This window comes from Frankia sp. CcI156 (assembly GCF_001983015.1).
GTDB lineage: Bacteria > Actinomycetota > Actinomycetes > Frankiales > Frankiaceae > Frankia > Frankia casuarinae.
Genome location: NZ_MOMD01000049.1, coordinates 1 through 19,405 on the forward strand (window position 1 = coordinate 1; position 19,405 = coordinate 19,405).

Below are 19,405 nucleotides of genomic sequence, written 5' to 3' on the forward strand. Positions count from 1 at the left end.
TTCCCCACTGCTGCCTCCCGTAGGAGTCTGGGCCGTGTCTCAGTCCCAGTGTGGCCGGTCGCCCTCTCAGGCCGGCTACCCGTCGTCGCCTTGGTAGGCCATCACCCCACCAACAAGCTGATAGGCCGCGGGCCCATCCCGAGCCGATAAATCTTTCCACACCACCAGATGCCCGGCAATGTCATATCCGGCATTAGCCCCGGTTTCCCGAGGTTATTCCAGAGCTCGGGGCAGGTTGCCCACGTGTTACTCACCCGTTCGCCGCTGAGAGCCGAAGCTCCCCGCTCGACTTGCATGTGTTAAGCACGCCGCCAGCGTTCGTCCTGAGCCAGGATCAAACTCTCCATCAATGCATTGAGAGCGCCGATRCAAAAACATCGACAGACCCCGACATCGACAGCAGACCCTCACAGGCCCACCACCGTGTCCAAAGGAAYCCCTCACAACCCAACCAGACAGCCACCCCACCACGTGGGACACCACCCAGCCAGGCCATGAACGGGGTAAAACAATTGGCACTGACAATCGGCACGCTGTTGAGTTCTCAAGGAGCAGGCGCTACTGAGTAGACGTCGCAAGACGTCGCCCTCAGGCGGCTTGCTGGCTTCTTACAAAATTCTGGAGGATGCTCGTCAGTTACTCCCCAGACGGGGGCTGCCGTACATCTGCCACACGCGCCCCTCGGGGGGGCAGTCACCGACCGCATCCGTGGTACTCGGCGGATCCGGTGTCTCGCTGACAGAGAGAACATTACGGGTGGATGACGGGGGACGTCAAATCAATCCCTTACCAAGATATGTGATGTACGTCACACCTTCTCAAGACCAGTTCGTTGTGATCTTCTGATATGGGACGCTTGATGGTCTGGGCCGGAAGACTGACACCCGGAACACGGGCCAGAGCATCACCGGGTCGACTCACCTGGGTCGACGCGGCGGCCGCGGGCCGCTGACCGTCGCCTCGCCAGCGAGCCAGAATCGCCAGGGCCATTCGGTCGCCACCCGAATCCCCGCCCGGGGGCCGCGGCGGACCCGGCCGCCGGAGATACCGGGCGGGCCGGGAGGACGGATCCCCCGGCCCCCGGCCAGTGCCACCGTGACCGGCCCCGGGCCGGTGATCGTGGTTCCGCTCAATGCGCCGGTCACGGCGAGCGCCCGTCCCAACCGGCCGGGGCCACGCGCCAGGTCCGCCTCGACCAGGCGCGGGAAACGGCCCGCCACGAGGTCACGACCCGCCACGACCTCTCCGGAGCGCAGGAGCACGGCCGACGCCGAACCGACCGGTCCGCACACTACGTTCAGACACCAGTGGACGCCGTAACTGAGGTAGACGTAGGCCCGTCCCGGCGGTCCGAACATGACGGCCGCGCGCGGCGTCGGGCCGCGGTAGGCGTGCGAGGCGGGATCGTCCAGCCCCCCGTACGCCTCGACCTCGGTGATCCGAACGGCGACCGGCCCGTGCCAGACCGTCGCACCAAGAAGAGCCGGTGCGACGGCCAGAACGGGCCGGTCATAGAAGTCCACCCCGTCCGGCGCGGCACCGTCCGTCGGTGCCATGCCGGGCGAGGATTCGGGTAGTGCCGTCAGCCCACCGCCCAGGCCTGGTCCCGGTCCAGCACCGGACGCAACGCGGCGATCTGCTCGCGGACCCGGTCGGGAGCGGTCCCGCCGGGGGCCGAGCGGGCCTCCAGCGCTCCCCGCACCGACAGCACCTCGCGCACGTCCGGGGTGAGCAGGGGGTTGATCATACCGAGATCGTCGTCCGACACCTCGTCGAGATCGACGTCGTGGGCCACGCACCACGACACGAACTGGCCGACCGCCTCGTGCGCCTGACGAAACGGCACCCCTCGGCGCACCAGGTACTCGGCGACATCCGTGGCCAGCGCGAAGCCGTCGGGCGCCGCGGCGACGAGCCGCTCGCGACGGACCCGCATGGTCGCAACCGTGCCGGTCAGCGCGGGCAACACCAGCAGCAGGGTGTCGACCGCGTCGAAGACCGGCTCCTTGTCCTCCTGCAGATCGCGGTCGTAGGCGAGCGGCAGTCCCTTGAGGGTGGCCAGGAAACCGGTCAGATCCCCGATGAGCCGGCCGGACTTCCCCCGGGCCAGCTCCGCGACGTCCGGGTTCTTCTTCTGCGGCATGATCGAGCTACCGGTCGCGAAGGCGTCGTCCAGTTCGACCCAGCCGAACTCCCTCGTCGTCCAGAGCACGATCTCCTCGCCGAGCCGCGACAGGTGCACCCCGATCAGGGCCGCCACGAACAGGAACTCGGCGGCGAAGTCCCGGTCGGAGACCGCGTCGAGGGAGTTGGCGAACGCCCGGTCGAACCCCAGCTCCGCGGCCACCCCCTGCGGGTCGAGCGGCAGCGAGGAACCGGCCAGTGCCCCGGCCCCCAGGGCGCTCACCGACGCCCGGACGTCCCAGTCGCGCAACCGGTCGATGTCCCGGACGAACGCCTGCACGTGTGCCAGCAGCTGATGACCGAAGGAGATCGGCTGGGCGTGCTGCAGGTGGGTCATCCCGGGGGCCGGGGTGTCGACGTGCTGCTCGGCAAGCACGACCAGCGCGTGGGACAACTCGGTCAGCCGCGCGGCCACCTCGCGGGCCGAGTCCCGCAGGTAGAGCCGCAGGTCGGTGGCGACCTGGTCGTTGCGGCTCCGGCCGGCCCGCAGCTTTCCGCCCAGCGTTCCGAGCCGTTCGAGCAGACCACGTTCGAGGGCGGTGTGGACGTCCTCGTCCTCGACGGTCGGGCGGAACCGGCCCTGGGCGACCGCGTCGGAGAGCTCGTCCAGGGCGGCGAGCATCGCCGCGAGCTCGTCGGCGTCGAGCAACCCGGCCCGGTGCAGGACCCGGGCGTGCGACTTCGACGCGAGCAGATCGTAGGGCGCCAGCCGCCAGTCGAACTGGACGCTTATCGACAGCCGGGCGAGCGCCTCCGCCGGGCCGCCGGCGAAGCGCCCGCCCCACAGCCGCATCGGCGCCCCGTCACCGGGCGCCCCGTCACCGGGCCCTCTGCGCGTCGTGTCGTTCCCGCCGGGCGGGTGCGTCGCGGTCACGGGTTCAGCCGCTGCTCGCGCGCCGCCCAGACCTTCGTCGGCAGACCCCAGAGCTCGATGAACCCGCGGGCGTCGCGCTGGTCGAACTGGTCGCCGGCGTCGTAGGTGGCCAGTGCGTGGTCGTACAGACTGGCCGGGCTGCGCCGGCCGACGACCTGGGCGACGCCACCCACGAGCCGGATCCGCACCTCCCCGGACACTCCGGCGCTGGCGGAGTCGACGAAGGCGTCCAACGCGCTCTTCAGCGGCGAGTACCACAGACCGTCGTAGACGATCTCACCCCACCGCTGGTCGAYGCCCCGCTTGAACCGGGCGACGTCCCGCTCAAGCGTGAGGTCCTCGAGGTCCCGGTGGGCCGTTAGCAGSGTGATCGCCGCCGGGCACTCGTAGATCTCCCGGCTCTTGATGCCGACGAGCCGGTCCTCGATCAGGTCGATCCGGCCCACGCCGTGGGCGCCCGCCCGGACGTTGAGCTCGGCGACGAGATCGGCGAGCGGGAGGGAGCGCCCGTCCAACCCCACCGGGACACCGTCGATGAACGAGATGGTCACCTCGTCGGGGATCCGCGCGACGGTGGGGTCCGCGGAGTAGACGAAGACATCCTCCGGCGGCTGGGCCCACGGGTCCTCGAGGACGCCGCACTCGGCGGTGCGGCCCCACAGGTTCTGGTCGATGGAATACGGCGATTTCTTCGACACGTCGATCGRCAGGCCGCGTTCCTCCGCGAAGGCGATCGCCTTGTCCCGGGTCATCCCCGAGTCGCGCACCGGGGCGAGCACGCTCAGCCCGGGGGCGAGCGCCGCCACCCCGACCTCGAAGCGCACCTGGTCGTTGCCCTTGCCGGTGCAGCCGTGCGCGATGGCGTCCGCCCCGTGCTCGCGGGCCGCGGCGACCAGATGCCTGACGATGACGGGTCGCGACAGGGACGAGATCAACGGATACCGGTCCATGTAGAGCGCATTGCTCTTAATCGCCGGAGCGACGAAGGACTCGGCGAACTCCTCACGGGCGTCGACGACGATCGACTCGACCGCGCCACAGGTGAGGGCGCGCTGCCGGATGGCCTCGAGGTCCTCGCCGCCCTGGCCGACGTCAACCGCCAGCGCGACGACGTCGGCGCCGGTCTCGGCGCCGATCCAACCGATGGCCACGGACGTGTCGAGGCCGCCCGAGTAGGCAAGCACGACGCGTTCGGTCACAGTACTTATCTCCTTATGTCGTTTTATATCAGAATCATGTTGAATTATTGAAAATCACGCCAGGCTGGTTAAAGAAAAACCGATGAGTGCTATTTTTAGCAAAAATTAGCGCTATGTTCATCAAGGATGCCGGGAAGGCCGGTTCACGGCGTCGCCGGCGCACCGCTACGCATCCTGGTCTGGCACGGCGGACGATCCCGTCGACGCTCCCCGCGCCCGGCCGTCGGCGAGCCACAGGAGATGAGCGGCGAGTGCCGGACCCCTCGGACCAGCATGCCCTCCCTGACCAGCGGGATCTCCCGGACCGACCGAACTCTCCGGACGGACCGAGCTCTCCGGACGGACCAGGGCCTCGGCTGCGGGAGCCGACCGGCAGACGACGAGCACCGTGTCATCCCCCGCGATCGTGCCCATGACCCCCGGAAGCGCCTCCCGGTCGAGCACCGAGGCGAACAGCTGCGCGGCGCCCGACGGTGTGCGCAGCACGACCAGGTCGCCGTTGGCCTCCGCGGAGACCAGCAGTTCCTCGCAGAGCCGGGTGAGCGACAACCGGACGATCTCCGCCGGCGCGAGGTTCGCCTCGACCGCGTAGACCAAGCCGCCGTCCGGACCGCGCACCTTGGTCGCCCCGATGTCCTCCAGATCACGGGACAGGGTTGCCTGGGTAACCTGGACGCCCTCGGCGGCCAGCAGACGCGCGAGCTCGGTCTGTGAACGCACGCCGCGCTGACCGATCAACGCCGCCAGCCGAGCCTGGCGGGCGTGCTTGGTCAACGGCGCGGCACGCGCGGCCTCCGCGCCTGCTTCCGAGGTCATCGCCCGGTGCCCCCCACCGACGATGCGCCCCCCACCGACGATGCGCCCCCCACCCCGGACGCGCTTCCGGCGGTGCCGGTCGGACCGACGCCCTCGGACAGCAGGATCGACAGCAGGGCCTTCTGGGCGTGCAGCCGGTTCTCGGCCTGGTCGAACACGACCGAACGGGGTCCGTCGATCACCGACGTGGTGATCTCGAGCTCCCGATGCGCGGGCAGGCAGTGCATGACGATCACGTCGGGCGAAGCGGCCTCGACGGCCTTCTCGTCGAGGCGGTACGGCTGGAACACCAACGCGCGGCTGTCCGACTCACTCTCCTGACCCATCGACGCCCACACGTCGGTGTAAAGCACGTCTGCCCCGGCGGCGGCCTCCAGCGCGTCGTGCATCACCAGCGCCTCCCCCCCGGTCACCATGCCGATCTCATTGGCGTGCCGCACCACCTGCTCGAACGGCTCATAGCCGGGCGGCGAGGCCACGTGCACCCGCATGCCGGCCGACGCGCCGGCGAGCAGCAGCGAGTGCGCGACGTTGTTGCCGTCGCCCAGGTAGGTCAGGGTCAGCCCGGCCAGGCGGCCCCGCCGCTCCCGGATCGTCTGCAGGTCGGCCAGGGCCTGGCAGGGATGGGCGTGGTCGGACAGCGCATTGATCACCGGAACGGTGGCCGCCGCCGCCAGCCGCTCCAGCCGCTCCWGCGCGAAGGTACGCACGACGATCGCGTCGACGTACCGGCTCAGCACGGCGGCGGTGTCCTCGATGGTCTCCCCCCGGCCAAGCTGCGCGCTCGCCGCGTCGATCACCACCGGGTGGCCGCCGAGCTCAGCGACGCCCACGTCGAACGACAGTCGGGTGCGCGTCGACGGCTTCTCGAACAGCAGCGCCACCGAGCGCCCGGCGAGCGGACGCTCCGTCAGCCGGGTGACGCGGCGGCGTGCCTTGAACCCGTCGGCGAGGTCGAGCAGAGCGGTCTGCTCCGCGGGGGTCAGGTCGGTGTCGAGAAGGAAGTGTCGGACCGTCATGCGCTGACCCTAGAGCCCGGGGCTGACGCGGACTGCGCCGACGCGGACTGCGCCGACGGAACCCGGGCGGCGAGCGCGTCGCCGACGATGCCGGGCAGGGCCGCGACGAAGGCGTCCACCTCGGCGGCGGTGAGGATCAGCGGTGGGGCGAGCCGGATGGCGTCGGGGGCGACGGCGTTCACCAGGTAACCGGCCTCGCGGGCGGCCTTCTCCACCGCCGGCGCGAACGGGCCGTCGAGCTCGATCGCCCGCCACAGCCCCTGTCCCCGGACCCCCGCCACGCCGGGCACGCCCGCCGCCCGGATCGCCGCGSCCAGCCGCTCCCCGAGCCGCGACGCGTGTTCAAGCAGGCCCTCGGCGGCGATCGTGTCGAGCACCGCGAGCGCCGCCGCGCAGACGATCGGGCCGCCGCCGAAGGTGCTGCCATGATCCCCCGGGCGCAACAGCGTCCCCGCCGCGCCGATGCCGACGCAGGCGCCGACGGGCAGGCCACCGCCGAGTCCCTTGGCCAGGGTGATCACGTCGGGCAGCACGCCCTCGGCCTGGTGAGCGAACCACGAGCCGGTCCGGCCGATGCCGCTCTGTACCTCGTCCAGGACCAGCAGCGCGCCGGCGGAGTCACAGACAGCCCGCGCGGCGGCGAGGTAGCCGGTCGGCGGCGGCACGACACCGCCTTCACCGAGGGTCGGTTCCAGGAACACCGCCGCGGTCGCCTCGCTGACGGCGGCGCGCAGGGCCGCGCCGTCTCCATAGGGCACGAACCGGACGCCGGGCAGCAGTGGCTCGAACGGTGCCCGCTTGGCCGGCTGACCGGTAATGGACAGCGCGCCCAGGGTCCGACCGTGGAACGAGCCCTCGGTGGCGATAATCTCCGGACGGCCGGTCCGGCGGGCGATCTTGATTGCTGCCTCGTTGGCCTCCGCCCCCGAGTTGCAGAAAAAGACCTTCGCCCCCTCGGGCGGAAGCCCGGGGCTCGGCGCGCCGACCCGCAGCAGCTCGACGAGCCGTTCGGCCAGCAGCACCTGAGGCTCGTTGGCATAGAGGTTCGACACGTGGCCGAGAGCGCCGAGCTGGCCGACGACGGCGTCCCGGACCGCCGGGTGGCAGTGACCGAGCACGCTGACGGCTACCCCGCCGACCAGGTCGAGATATTCGCGGCCGTCATGGTCCCACACCCGGCTGCCGGCCCCCCGGGCCAGGGAGATCGCGGGTCGGCCGTAGGTCGCCATCACGACGGCGTCCCGCCGGGCGATCAGATCGGCGTCCTTAGCGATCTCGGCGTTCACTGGGTTCACTGGGTTCACTGGGTTCTCAGCGATCTCGGCGTTCATGGCGTTCCTCCGGTCGGTTCGCCGGCCGGAACGATCCCGGCCGGGCGCGCGGCGGGTGCGGGGGGCGTACCCGGCTCAGGCGAGGTGCCCGACTCGGCCATGATCAAGGTGCCGATGCYATCGTCGGTGAAGATCTCCAGGAGCACCGCGTGCGGCACCCGTCCGTCGAGCACGTGCGCCTGCGGAACACCGCCACGCACCGCCCGCCGGCAGGCCTCCATCTTGGGAATCATGCCGGCGGTGAGCGAGGGGAGGAGCTGTTCGAGCTCGGTGATGCTCAGCTCACTGATCACCTCGTCGCTCGCCGGCCAGTCCGCGTAGAGGCCCTCGACGTCGGTCAGGACGACGAGCTTCGTAGCCCCGAGCGCGACGGCGAGTTCGGCGGCGGCRGTGTCGGCGTTGACGTTGTAGACCCCGCCGTCGACGCCGCGGGCGACCGACGCGACCACCGGCACCTTCCCGGAGCCGAGCAGGGCGTTGATCGTCTCCGGTCGGACCTCGACGATGTCGCCGACCAGGCCGACGTCGACCTCCCGGCCATCGACGATCGCCGGGYGGCGCCGCGCGGTGAAGAGGTTGGCGTCCTCACCGGACAGCCCKACGGCGAACGGGCCGTGGTCGTTGACGAGCCCCACGACGTCCCGATTGACCTGGCCGAGCAGGACCATCCGCACGACGTCCATGGTCTGTGGGGTGGTGACCCGCAGGCCGCCGACGAACGTTGAGGGGACACCGAGGCGCTCCAGATGCGCGGTGATCTGCGGACCGCCGCCGTGCACGACGACCACCCGCAGCCCCGAGTGGCGCAGGAACACGACGTCGGCGGCGAAGGCCTCGCGCAGCGCCGGCTCCGTCATCGCGTTGCCGCCGTACTTGACGACGATGGTCGCGCCCTGGAACCGCGACAGCCACGGGAGCGCCTCGATGAGGACCTGGGTCTTCGCGAGCGCCGCATGGCCGCGGGCGGTGGCGGCCGGGCCCCGCCCGGTGCCCCCGCCCGGGGCGGCGTCGCYGGTGCTGCCGGTGCTGCCGGTGCTGCCGTGCCCACCGTTCGAAGGCGGCGGCGTCCGGGTCGGGGCGTTCATGTCGAGTACGCCGAGTTCTCGTAGACGTACCCGTCGGTCAGGTCGTTCGTCCAGACGGTGACCTCGGCATCGCCGGCGTGCAGATCGACGCCGATGCGCACCTCACGGCCGGACAGGTCGACGAGGTCGCGGTCCTCGCCGGGGGCCCCGGCCCGGCAGACCCGCACCTCGTTGATGGACACGTCCAGCGCGTCGGGCTCGAAGACGGCCTTCGTGGTGCCGATCGCGGCGAGCACCCGTCCCCAGTTCGGGTCCTTGCCGTACAGAGCGCACTTGAGCAGGTTGTTGCGGGCGACGGCCCGGCCGACCTCCAGCCCGTCGTCCTCGGTCGCGGCTCCGGTCACGGTGATGGCGATGGTCTTCGTCGAACCCTCGGCATCGCCGAGCATCTGCTGGGCGAGGTCGATGCACACCTCGGTGACCAGCCCCGTCAGCTCCGCCTCGGGCAGGCTCACCCCGGCGGCGCCCGAGGYCAGCAGCAGCACGGTGTCGTTGGTGGACAGGCAGCCGTCGGAATCGACCCGCTCGAAGCTGACCCGCGAGGACGCCCGGATCACCCGATCGAGGGTGGCGGCGTCCGCGACGGCGTCGGTGGTGACCACCACGAGCATCGTCGCGAGCGACGGCGCCAGCATCGCCGCGCCCTTACCCATCCCGCCGATGGTGACACCCGGGGTCGTTGACGAGGTGCGGACCGCGGCCTTCGCGACGGTGTCGGTGGTGCGGATCGCCTCCGCAGCCGCGGCGCCGGCGGTGTCGGTGTCAGCGAGGTCCGCCACCGCCTTGGTGGCGCCGGCGAGCAGGTTGTCCATGGGCAGGCGGACGCCGATGAGACCGGTCGAGCAGACCGCGACGTCGCCGGCACCGAGGCCGAGCGCCCCGGCGACGTGCTCGGCCGTGGCATGGGTATCGGCGAATCCGGCCGGACCGGTGCAGGCGTTCGCCCCGCCGGAGTTGAGGATGACGGCGCKCAGCCGGCCGTCGGCGAGGACCTGGYGGGTCCAGAGCACCGGAGCCGCCTGAACCCGGTTGGCGGTGAAGATCCCGGCGGCGGCGTCGGACGGCCCGTCGTTGACGACGAGCGCCACGTCCGGACGGCCGGACGGCTTCAACCCGGCCGCCACTCCGGCGGCGCGGAAGCCCCGTGGGGCGGTAACGCTCAACTCAACCCTCTCCTGTCTCCTGGCCGCGTTGCTGATCGATGTTGCTGATCGATGCTCCCGCGTCCTTACCGACCTACCGATCTACCGACCGATCTACCGACCTACCGATCTACCGGGCCGAAAACGGTCAGGGGGCGATGCCCTGAGCGGTCAGCCCGGCGGTCTCGGGCAGGCCGAGCATCAGGTTGGCGCACTGCAGCGCCTGGCCGGCCGCGCCCTTGCCGAGGTTGTCGATCGCGGTGACGACGATCGCCCGGCCGGTCTCCGGGTCGAAGGTCCCTTGCACATGAACGGCGTTCCCGCCGAGCGTCGCCGCGGTGTGCGGCCAGCGCCCCGGCGGCAGCACCCGGACGAACGGCTCCCCCGCGTAGGCGGCCCGCAGCGTCTCGTACACGGCGTCCGCGTCGGTGCCCGGGGTGGCCCGGCCGGTGCTGGTCGCGAGGATGCCGCGGGGAAGCGGGGCGAGCACCGGGGTGAAGGACACCGTCACGGTCATACCGGCGGCCCGGGAGAGGGTCTGCGTGATCTCGGGTCTGTGCTGGTGGGTGCCCACCTTGTAGGCGGTCAGGTCACCCATCACCTCGCTGCCGAGCAGGTTCACCGTGGCCGAGCGCCCCGCGCCGGACGTGCCGCTCGCCGCGACAACGACCAGGTCGGCGGGCTCCACGAGGCCGCCGACCAGCAGCGGCACGAGCCCGAGAGAGGTCGCCGTGGGATAGCAGCCCGGAATCGCCACTCGCCGGCTCGCGGCGATCTCCGCCCGTGCCCAGGGGAGCTCGGGCAGGCCGTAGGTCCAGGTCCCGGCGTGCTCCCCCCCGTAGGCGCGCCGCCACGCCTCCGGGTCGACGAGCCGATGATCGGCACCCAGATCGGCGACCCGCACGGTGTCGGGCAGGGTGGCCGCCACCGCGGCCGACTGACCGTGCGGCAGCGCCAGGAAAACGATGTCCGCGTCGGTCCCGGCCAGCGCGGCCGCGTCCGTGAACACCCGGCCCTCCAGGTCGGGCAGGTGGGGATGCACCTCCGTCACCGGCAGGCCGGCGGACGCGTTCGCGGCCAGCGCACCGATCTTGATTTCGGGATGGGCGAGGAGCAGGCGCAGCAGCTCTCCGCCGCCGTACCCACTCGCCCCCGCAACTGCTACCGTCACACCCATGATTGCAATTTTATACACGCCAACTCATGATCATGCAATGATGCTGGCGTAACCCGTCTCGGCCTCAGGCGCGCAGGGACGCGCCGGTAAGCTCCGCCGCCCGGGCGACCGCCGCGTCCCGCACCGCGTTCGCCTCGGCGGCCGTCAGCGTCCGGTCCCCGGCGCGCAGCCGCAGGCCGAAGGCCAGCGAGCGCTGACCGACCCCGACCTGGGCGCCCTCGAAGACGTCGAAGAGGGTCAGGGACTCCAGCAGGTCACCGGCTCCGGCCCGCAGTGCCGCCGTCACATCGGCGACCGGCACCTCGATCGGCACGACGAGCGCCACATCCCGGTCGGCGGGCGGATAGGTGGAGATCGTCGGCGCGATCATCGGCGGCGCCGCCGACGCGACCTCGATCAGGGCATCGAGGTCCAGTTCCATCGCGCCGGCCCGAGGCGGAAGCCCGACGTCGCTGAGCACCCGGGGGTGCAGCTCACCCGCGTGGCCCACGACCCGGCCGTCGATCGAGAGCTCCGCGAGGCGGCCCGGGTGCCAGGGCATGACATTGCCGGCTCTGACCGTGAGGGTCACGCCCACCGCCTCGGCGACCACGTGCGCGGCGTCCACCGCGTCCGCCCAGTCCGCGTCCCGGGCCGGCGTGGACCAGCCACCTGGCTCACGGCGCCCGGTGAGGAGCGCGGCGACGTGGCGGGGCTGGCCGGGCAGGGTCGAGTCCAGAGCGGCGATCTCCGCGGCGGAGGGCCGACGATCCACCGGCGGGGTGACGACGTCCGTCGGGATCCGTTCGCGTTCCCGGAACACCAGACCGCTCTCGAACAGGGCGAGATCGCGCTGCCCCCGGCCGATGTTGCGCACGGCCGCCGCGATCAGTCCGGGTAGCAGGGTCGTCCGCAGGTAGCCGGCGTCCTCGGCGATCGGGTTCGCGATCCGGACCGCCGCACGCCGCGGGTCGGCCGCGGCCAGGCTGAGCGCGTCGGCGGCGTCCTCGGGTACGAACGGCAGGGTAAGCACCTCGGCGAACCCCGCATGGGCCAGCGCCCGGCCCACCGCGCGGTGCATCCGCTGCGCGGCGGTGAGCCCGCGCCCCGCGGGCAGCGACGGCAGGGTCACCGGGATGGTGTCGTACCCCTCCAGCCGCATGATCTCCTCGACGAGATCGGCGGGCCGGGTCAGGTCGGGACGCCAGGACGGCGGCGTCGCGATCAGAACACCGGGCAGGTCCYCGGTCGCCGACCCGTCAGCCACCGCGCAGCCGACGTCGACGAGCCGGCGCCGCACCACCTCGGCGGGGTAGGGCCGGCCGGCGAGGCGTTCCGGTTCCGTCAGCGGCAGGGTCACCGGCGCCGGGGCGGGGCGGTGGTCCAGGTCGGTCACGCCGGGCTCGGGACGGGCGGCGGCGAGCTCGGCGAGCAGGTCGACGGCCAGCGCCGCGGCGACCGGCGCGAGTGCCGGGTCGACGCCGCGTTCGAAACGCCGCGACGCCTCCGAGGACAGCCGGTGCCGGCGGGCGGTGCGGGCCACCGTGATCGGGTCGAAGTGCGCAGCCTCGAGGACGATGTCGGTGGTCGTCGCGGACACCTCCGTGCTGGCCCCGCCCATCACCCCGGCGAGCGCGATCGGACCGGTGTCGTCGGCGATGACCAGATCCTCGGGGTCGAGAGTGCGGTCGACCCCGTCGAGGGTGCGCAGCGTCTCTCCGGCGACGGCCCGGCGCACAATGATCGCGCCGGCCAGCTTCGCCCGGTCGAAGGCGTGCAACGGCTGGCCGAGGCCCAGCAGCACGGCGTTGGTGACGTCGACCGGCACCGAGATTGACCGCATCCCGGACAGCGACAGCCGCCGCTGCCACCCCAGCGGGGTGGTGGYCCGCGAGTCGACCCCGGTCACCACCCGGGCGACGTAGCGGTCACACGCCGCGGTGTCCTCGACGACGACCGGATAGGCCTCCCTGGCGGGCCCCGGGACGGCTGCCGGGTCCGCCGGCGCGCCCGGGTCCGTGAACGGCAGCGCGAAGGCGGTCGCCGCCTCCCGGGCGATCCCCCGCACCGACAGACCGTAGCCCCGGTCCGGGGTGACCGCGATGTCAAGCACCTCGTCGGCGAGATCGAGCAGCTCGGCGACGTCGGCGCCGATCGGCGCCCGCGGCGCGAGCACCAGGATGCCGTCGGACTCCTCGCCGAGGCCCAGTTCCCGGGCCGAGCAGATCATCCCCTCGCTGACATGGCCGTAGGTCCTCCGCGCGGTGATCTCGAACCCGCCGGGCAGCACGGCGCCGGGCAGCGCGACCGCCACCCGGTCGCCGACGGCGAAGTTGTGCGCCCCGCAGATGACGCCGCGCACGCCCTCGCCCCTGGATCCGGCGCTCTCGGCTCCGGCATCCTCGGCTCCGGCGCTCTCGGCGACCCGGACCTGGCACCAGCGGACGGCCTTCTTCTTCGTCTCGACGATCTCGAAGTCGACGATCTCCCCGACGACCACGCCGGAGAACTCGCCCCCGACGCTACGCAGTCCCTCGACCTCGAAACCGGCCCGGATCAACGCGTCGGCGACGGCCCGCGTGGGCGGCAGCCCCGCCACATACTCCCGCAGCCAGGACATCACGATCAGCATGGGTCAGTCCTCGATTCCGAACGGCAGGCTGAACCGGACGTCACCGTCGACGAAATCGCGGATCTCCCGGATGCCATGGCGGACCATCGCGGCCCGTTCCAGCCCCATCCCGAACGCGAAACCGCTGTACCGGGTCGGGTCGACCCCCGCGGCCCGCAGGACGTGCGGGTCGACCATGCCGCAGCCGCCGGCCTCGATCCAGCCCTCGTCCGAACAGACCCGACAGGGCTGGCGGGCCGCCTCCCCGCGGCAGGCGAAGCACTGCACGTCCAGTTCCGCGGACGGCTCGGTGAACGGGAAGAACGACGGGCGCAGCCGCGTCGACAGGCCCGCCCCGAACAACGCCTGGGCGAAGACCTCCAGGGTGCCGCGCAGGTCCGCCATGGTGATGCCCCTGTCCACGGCCAGACCTTCGAGCTGGCCGAAGACCGGCGAGTGCGTCGCATCGATGGTGTCGTTGCGGTATGTCCGCCCCGGGCACACGACGTACACGGGCAGCGGGCGGTTCAGCAGGGAGCGGATCTGCACCGGGGAGGTGTGGGTACGCAGCACCCGGCCCGCCCCGGTCGGCGCGACGTAGAGCGTGTCGTGCTCGCTGYGGGCCGGGTGATCGGGCGCCATGTTCAGGGCCTCGAAGTTGAACCAGTCGTGTTCGACCTCGGGTCCCTCGGCGACCTCGTAGCCCATCGCCACGAACACGTCGGCAAGCCGGTCGGACAGGGCGGTCAGCGGGTGGCGGGCACCACGGCGGCGGCGGTCGACGGGCAGGGTCACGTCGACCCGTTCCTCGCGCAGCACCCGGGCGTCGCGTTCGGCGGTGAGTTCGGCCAGCCGGGCGTCGTAGGCGGCCTGTACGGCCGTGCGGGCGGCGTTGTGCCGGCGACCGGCGTCGGCACGCTCCGCACGGGGCAGGGCACCGAGCTCCCGGCGGGCCAGCACCAGCGGTGCGGAGGCACCCTGGATGTGGGCGGTACGGACGGCTGCCAGCGCGTCGAGATCGGCGGCGGCGCGGATCGACTCCCGCGCCGCGTTGACGGCCGCGTCGAGCTGATCGGGGTCGAGGGCGTGGACCCGGGACGGGTCGACAGTCTCTCCAGGGGCGGGCACGATGCTCATCCTCGTCATCGGGTGAAAAGCAGGGTCATCCCGGCGGGAAGCCGGGGTCGTCCGGCCTGCGGCGGGGTTCGTCCGGTCCTGGGGTGTCCGGTCCTGGGGCGGCGGCGCGCGCCTGGCCGCCCGGGGCGCCCACCGGTCGGTTCGCGGTGCTCGGCGTCAGCCGAACACCGGGCCACCGGCGGGCACGAAAAATCGGAACTCGGCGCCGCCACCCGGGGCCCGGCCGACCGAGATGGTGCCGCCGTGCGCCTCGATCAGCGCCTTGGCGATGTAGAGCCCGAGGCCGGTGCCGTTCCCGCGGCTGGCGCCCCGCCAGAACTTCGTGAACACGCGCGCGGCGTTCGATTCGGACACGCCTTCACCCTCGTCGGCCACGCTTACCTCCGTGCCGCTGTCCCTGCCACGCAGCAGTACCGTCACAGTACCCGCACCATGCCGCAGGGCGTTGTCGACGAGGTTGTGCAGTACCTGTTCAATCTTGTCCGGATCGACCCACATCTCGGGCAGTTCGCCCTCCTCGCGGATGAAGAACCGGTCGGCGCCCGCCGCGCCCGAGGCCACCTTGCCGTCCACCACCGAACGCACCCGGGCGGGCAGGTCGACGATCTGCTTGCGGACCTGGATGCGTCCGGAGTCGATCCGAKAGACGTCCAGCACCTCGGTGAGCAGGCGCGTGACCCGGTCGGCGTCGGTGTTGACCGTGTTCAGCATGAGCTTCTTCTGCTCGTCGGTGAACCGGTCCCACTTGGCGAGCAGCGTCGCGGTGAATCCCTTCACACTGGTCAGCGGCGAGCGCAGCTCGTGCGCCACGGTCGCGACCAGGTCCGCCCGGTTGCGTTCCAGCCGCTCGCGGCTGAGGGTGTCGCGCAGGGACAGCGACACCCGCACCAGCCGACCGGCGACCCGGTTGAACCGCACCGTGACGTGGAAGTCACGGTCGTGGACTGGACCCGCGTAGGTCAGGCGCCGCTCCGGCTGCCCGGTGACCCGCGGCAGGTTCCGGCTGGCTGTAGAGCACTCCCACCAGTCGTTGCCCCGCTCGTCCAGCAACGGGAGGACCTCGGTCAGATGCCGGCCGATCGCGGACGGTCCATCCACCCCGGTGAGCTTCGCCGCCGCCCGGTTGAACACCTCGACGACGCCGGCGGCGTCGGTCACGATCACCGAATCCGGTAGCAGGTCGAAGGCGGCGGCAGGCAGTGGGCCGTCCTGCGCGGCCGACACGGCTGAATCGGTGGCATCGGGCGCGCAGCCGGGGCCGGAGGGCGGCACCTGCCCGGATGGCGACGTGACAATGTTCATCACCGTCGACCACCTCCTCCGGTGCCGTCAGTACCGGACCTGCCCGTTCTCTGCGCCCGCGCCGACGCGTAAAGGCACAGGGCGGACGCAACCGCAAGATTCAGGGACTCGGCCTGACCGTACACCGGTACCCGCAGAACCGCGTCCGCGGCGGCCAGAGTAGCCGAAGCCAGCCCATGTGCCTCGTTACCGAACAGCCACGCCGTCGGYCCGTCGAGCTCACCGGCCGCGACGGCGGTGTCAATGTCGCGATCCGCGGCTCCGGACGTCGCCACGATGCGGCAACCCCGGGCCCGCAGCCGGTCCAGCACCCCGRCCAAGGCTGGTTCCACGATCACCGGGAGGTGAAAGTGGCTGCCGGCCGAGGAGCGCACGCACTTGCCCCCGAAGGGGTCGACACCGCTCCCGGTGAAGACGACGGCGTCCGCTCCGGCCGCGTCCGCGCTGCGGATCACCGTGCCGGCGTTACCCGGATCGCCCGCGCCGATGCACACCGCGACCAGCCGGGGGGCGTGCAGGTCGGCGAGCCGATGAGCGGGCAGGGCCGCGACCGCGACGAGGCCCTGGGGGGTCACCGTCTCCGACAGCGACGCCACGGCCTCGTCCGTCACGACCCGGACCGGCACCCGGACCGCCCTCAGCAACTCCTCGTGCCGGGGAGTCGCAGAGACTCCGACGAACACCTCAAGCAGCTCGCCGACGGCCAATGCCGCGCCCACCGCCTGCACCCCCTCGACCAGGAACCTGCCCTGCTCGCGCCGGGCCGCGGGCCGCTTGAGGCGACGCGCGGCGCCGACCCGCCCGGAGCGCGCTCCGGCGATCGGCGCCGGCCCCGGCGAAGGGGCGTCCGGCGAAGGGGCGTCGGTCGTGGAGGACACGCGGGAGGCGGGCACGGGCCGACGTCGCGACGGGCTCAGGCGGCGGTGGGCTCCGGCGCCGCCGCCAGCGCGGCCCGTGCCACCTCGACCAGGGCGGTGAACGCGACCGCGTCGTTGACCGCGAGGTCGGCCAGGATCTTGCGGTCGACTTCGACGCCGGACAGCTTCAGACCCTGCACGAAGCGGTTGTAGGTCAGACCGTTCGCCCGCGCCGCCGCGTTGATCCGAGTGATCCACAGCTGCCGGAAGTCGCCCTTGCGCGCGCGGCGGTCCCGGTAGGAGTAGGTCATCGAGTGGAGCATCTGCTCCTTGGCCTTGCGGTAGAGCCGCGAGCGCTGGCCCCGGTAGCCGCTGGCCTGCTCGAGGACCGTACGGCGCTTCTTCTGGGCGTTGACCGCCCGCTTCACGCGTGCCATGAGGGCACCTGTCTCCTTCGTTCGGGTGCGTCCGGCGGCCCGGGCCGGAGTCGGCCGCCAACGGCGGGCCGACCGCGACCGGCGGGCCCGCCGCAGTCGGGGCCGGAGTCGTCAGCGGGCCACGGTCAGCGGGCGAGCAGGCGCTTGACGCGTCGGTTGTCCGCCTTCGTCAACGGCACCACGCCATCCAGTCTGCGGGTGAGGCGGCTGGTCTTGTGCTCCAGGTAGTGGCGGCGGTTGGCCCGCTGGCGCAGCACCTTGCCGGAGCCGGTGACCCGGAACCGCTTGCTCGCACCGCTGTGGGACTTCTGTTTGGGCATGTTGACATCCTGACGGGTTACGTGGGTGATCGAACAACCGGCGTGGCGAGATCCGGAACCGGTGGCGGCGCCACCGCGCGGACTGCCCGCCCTCGAGTCAGACGTGGCCGGCCGGTTCCGGCACCCGCTGCGGCTTCGAGCCCTTGTGCGGGGCCATGACCATGGTCATGTTCCGGCCGTCCTGCTTGGGCTGAGCCTCGACATAACCAAGGTCGGCCACGTCGGCGGACAGCCGTTGGAGCAGGCGGATGCCGAGCTCGGGCCGGGACTGCTCCCGACCGCGGAACATGATCGTAATCTTGACCTTGTCGCCGGCCCGCAGGAAACGCACGACGTGACCCTTCTTGGTCTCGTAGTCGTGCGGATCGATCTTCGGCCGCAGCTTCATTTCCTTGATGACGGTCTGGACCTGGTTCTTCCGAGCCTCCCGACGCTTCTGGTCGGACTCGTACTTGAACTTTCCGTAGTCCATCAGCTTGCAGACCGGGGGACGAGCGGTCGGCGCGACCTCGACGAGGTCGAGATCGACCTCCTGCGCCATACGCATGGCCTCACCGATCGAGACGATGCCGATCTGCTCACCCTCCGCGCCGACGAGGCGAACCTCGGGGACGCGAATCCGGTCGTTGATACGGGACTCTGTGCTGATGTGTTTCCTCCGTTGCTCGACGCGCGGGCATGACCTCACCGCAGCGGAGCACCGAGCCTGGTACACCAGGCTCCCGGCCGACGACCGCGGAAACGGCTCGGCCGACCGGCGACCCGGCCACCGCGGCCCCCAGCCGGAACTCCGGCCTGAGGACCTGCTGACGTCCCGGGGTGGCGACATCAGTGCTGACATCGGGTGGAGGGCGAACCCCCGCTTGGTCCTGCCGATCAGGCTCCGCGCCGTGCCCTGGCTGCCTGGAAACGGCAACGCCAGCGGACGGAACAAAACCAGCCGGCAGGCGGTCTGCGGCCCAGCGTAGCACCAGACCGGGCGACACGACGATCACATCATCGTCCGGGCGCTCCGAAAGGGCCGGCGGCGCTCACCTCGCGAACCGCACCGGCCATCGGCGCGTCGGGCGCAGGCCCCGCCCCAGATGGCGGCGCACCGCCTCGGCCTCCCGCGCGCTCACGAGCAGCACGGCCGGGCCCGAGGCCCGCTCCTGCTCCCGCGCCGGGRCCGGGGCCGGGGCCGGATCGGTGGCGAGCAGCCGGGACAACCGCCGGGCAAGCAACTCCCCGGACCGCGCGTCCGCATCTCCGCCCTGACGTACCGCGACGGCGAGCACCGGGCGTGGGGCGCCGGCACCCGGGAGGAGCAGTTCCGCCGGCCACACCTCGACCCGCTCAGTCACGGTCCGCAACGCCTCCCGAACCCGCCGCCGGGATAACGGACCATCCGGATCGGACGGACGGCGCAGGGCGGTCACCCTCAGCTTGTCGAGGTCCGCGGCTTCGGTCACGCGCGGCGTGTCGAGGGTTCCGGACGGCGCGTCGGAGCCGGATCCGCCGGGCACCGGCGCGGGACCGCCCGGGCCGACGTCCAGACTGGCCGAGCGCGGACCGGCCACGTCRATCACCACCGCTCCGAGCCCCAGCCGGACCGCCTCCGTGCAGGCGTCCACCGCGGCGACCGGAACCGGCCGGGCCGAGGAGCGCCAGGCGGTGAGCGCGCTGACGCTGGAGAAGATCGGTAGCGCGGTCGCGCCGGACGGGGTGCGCAGGGTCGTCAGCGCCATCTCGCTGGTCTTGTCCGCACCGGTGACGGCGTCGGCGGCGGTGAGCCGAGCCTCGACTCCGACGAAGACCCGGGCCTGGCGCAGCGCGGCGGTCAGAACGGCGGGGTCGACCGGGTTGGCGGCGAGCGCTCGGGTGAGCGACTCGTCGGCGCGGCCGTCATCGCCCTGACCAGACGGAGTCAGCAGATCGCGTGCCATTCTCGCCAGC

The 19,405-nt window shown here is 71.9% G+C and carries 17 protein-coding genes and 1 rRNA gene; all 18 read right to left on the reverse strand.

From position 1 onward, the window contains the following. Window positions 1-350 (reverse strand): 16S ribosomal RNA (locus CcI156_RS17355); the annotation flags it as partial. A gap of 567 nt (window positions 351-917) precedes the next feature. Then, on the reverse strand, window positions 918-1,556 hold the full coding sequence (locus CcI156_RS17360) for a DNA-3-methyladenine glycosylase (protein ID WP_011437552.1): 639 nt from the start codon (window positions 1,554-1,556) through the stop codon (window positions 918-920). A gap of 26 nt (window positions 1,557-1,582) precedes the next feature. Then, on the reverse strand, window positions 1,583-2,977 hold the full coding sequence (gene argH, locus CcI156_RS17365) for an argininosuccinate lyase (RefSeq protein WP_011437553.1): 1,395 nt from the start codon (window positions 2,975-2,977) through the stop codon (window positions 1,583-1,585). 77 nt (window positions 2,978-3,054) lie between these two features. After that, on the reverse strand, window positions 3,055-4,257 hold the full coding sequence (locus CcI156_RS17370) for an argininosuccinate synthase (RefSeq protein ID WP_076806877.1): 1,203 nt from the start codon (window positions 4,255-4,257) through the stop codon (window positions 3,055-3,057). A gap of 165 nt (window positions 4,258-4,422) precedes the next feature. Beyond that, window positions 4,423-5,073 (reverse strand): arginine repressor, encoded by a 651-nt coding sequence (gene argR / locus CcI156_RS17375; RefSeq protein WP_023841505.1) that lies wholly within the window; start codon window positions 5,071-5,073, stop codon window positions 4,423-4,425. Continuing rightward, window positions 5,070-6,092: an ornithine carbamoyltransferase gene (gene argF, locus CcI156_RS17380; protein WP_076806879.1), complete on the reverse strand. Its 1,023-nt coding sequence runs from the start codon at window positions 6,090-6,092 to the stop codon at window positions 5,070-5,072. The genes argR and argF overlap by 4 nt, the downstream gene beginning before the upstream one ends. Further along, window positions 6,089-7,423 (reverse strand): acetylornithine transaminase, encoded by a 1,335-nt coding sequence (locus CcI156_RS17385; protein WP_076806881.1) that lies wholly within the window; start codon window positions 7,421-7,423, stop codon window positions 6,089-6,091. The genes argF and CcI156_RS17385 overlap by 4 nt, the downstream gene beginning before the upstream one ends. After that, on the reverse strand, window positions 7,420-8,508 hold the full coding sequence (gene argB, locus CcI156_RS17390; protein WP_076806883.1) for an acetylglutamate kinase: 1,089 nt from the start codon (window positions 8,506-8,508) through the stop codon (window positions 7,420-7,422). Before argB ends, CcI156_RS17385 begins: the two co-directional genes overlap by 4 nt. After that, on the reverse strand, window positions 8,505-9,671 hold the full coding sequence (gene argJ, locus CcI156_RS17395; protein WP_076806885.1) for a bifunctional glutamate N-acetyltransferase/amino-acid acetyltransferase ArgJ: 1,167 nt from the start codon (window positions 9,669-9,671) through the stop codon (window positions 8,505-8,507). Before argJ ends, argB begins: the two co-directional genes overlap by 4 nt. A 127-nt stretch (window positions 9,672-9,798) precedes the next feature. Next, window positions 9,799-10,827 carry an N-acetyl-gamma-glutamyl-phosphate reductase gene (argC, locus tag CcI156_RS17400; protein ID WP_011437560.1) on the reverse strand — a complete coding sequence of 343 codons (1,029 nt, stop codon included), beginning with the start codon at window positions 10,825-10,827 and terminating at the stop codon, window positions 9,799-9,801. Between the two features lie 64 nt (window positions 10,828-10,891). Beyond that, entirely contained in the window at window positions 10,892-13,438 is a 2,547-nt protein-coding gene (pheT, locus tag CcI156_RS17405; protein WP_076806887.1) for a phenylalanine--tRNA ligase subunit beta, read from the reverse strand. A 3-nt stretch (window positions 13,439-13,441) separates the two neighbouring features. Continuing rightward, window positions 13,442-14,545: a phenylalanine--tRNA ligase subunit alpha gene (pheS, locus tag CcI156_RS17410; RefSeq protein ID WP_076806925.1), complete on the reverse strand. Its 1,104-nt coding sequence runs from the start codon at window positions 14,543-14,545 to the stop codon at window positions 13,442-13,444. A 165-nt stretch (window positions 14,546-14,710) separates the two neighbouring features. After that, on the reverse strand, window positions 14,711-15,856 hold the full coding sequence (locus CcI156_RS17415) for a PAS domain-containing sensor histidine kinase (protein WP_076806889.1): 1,146 nt from the start codon (window positions 15,854-15,856) through the stop codon (window positions 14,711-14,713). Next, window positions 15,856-16,749, reverse strand: a complete 894-nt coding sequence (locus tag CcI156_RS17420) for an RNA methyltransferase (protein WP_254847487.1) — start codon at window positions 16,747-16,749, stop codon at window positions 15,856-15,858. The genes CcI156_RS17415 and CcI156_RS17420 overlap by 1 nt, the downstream gene beginning before the upstream one ends. Before the next feature lie 20 nt (window positions 16,750-16,769). Beyond that, complete coding sequence (gene rplT / locus CcI156_RS17425) at window positions 16,770-17,150, reverse strand: 50S ribosomal protein L20 (RefSeq protein ID WP_011437565.1); 381 nt, start codon at window positions 17,148-17,150, stop codon at window positions 16,770-16,772. Between the two features lie 125 nt (window positions 17,151-17,275). Next, window positions 17,276-17,470 (reverse strand): 50S ribosomal protein L35, encoded by a 195-nt coding sequence (gene rpmI, locus CcI156_RS17430; protein ID WP_011437566.1) that lies wholly within the window; start codon window positions 17,468-17,470, stop codon window positions 17,276-17,278. A gap of 97 nt (window positions 17,471-17,567) precedes the next feature. Then, complete coding sequence (gene infC / locus CcI156_RS17435; protein ID WP_070982428.1) at window positions 17,568-18,158, reverse strand: translation initiation factor IF-3; 591 nt, start codon at window positions 18,156-18,158, stop codon at window positions 17,568-17,570. Window positions 18,159-18,501: 343 nt separating this feature from the next. After that, window positions 18,502-19,395 carry an SseB family protein gene (locus tag CcI156_RS17440; protein WP_076806891.1) on the reverse strand — a complete coding sequence of 298 codons (894 nt, stop codon included), beginning with the start codon at window positions 19,393-19,395 and terminating at the stop codon, window positions 18,502-18,504. Between the last annotated feature and the right edge of the window lie 10 nt (window positions 19,396-19,405).

What these genes read in the sequence shown, in the direction of transcription:
- rpmI (WP_011437566.1), bottom strand. Translation starts at nt 17,470, where the DNA reads ATGCCCAAACAGAAGTCCCACAGCGGTGCGAGCAAGCGGTTCCGGGTC.
- argR (WP_023841505.1), bottom strand. Translation starts at nt 5,073, where the DNA reads ATGACCTCGGAAGCAGGCGCGGAGGCCGCGCGTGCCGCGCCGTTGACC.
- CcI156_RS17360 (WP_011437552.1), bottom strand. Translation starts at nt 1,556, where the DNA reads ATGGCACCGACGGACGGTGCCGCGCCGGACGGGGTGGACTTCTATGAC.
- argC (WP_011437560.1), bottom strand. Translation starts at nt 10,827, where the DNA reads ATGGGTGTGACGGTAGCAGTTGCGGGGGCGAGTGGGTACGGCGGCGGA.
- argH (WP_011437553.1), bottom strand. Translation starts at nt 2,977, where the DNA reads ATGCGGCTGTGGGGCGGGCGCTTCGCCGGCGGCCCGGCGGAGGCGCTC.
- rplT (WP_011437565.1), bottom strand. Translation starts at nt 17,150, where the DNA reads ATGGCACGCGTGAAGCGGGCGGTCAACGCCCAGAAGAAGCGCCGTACG.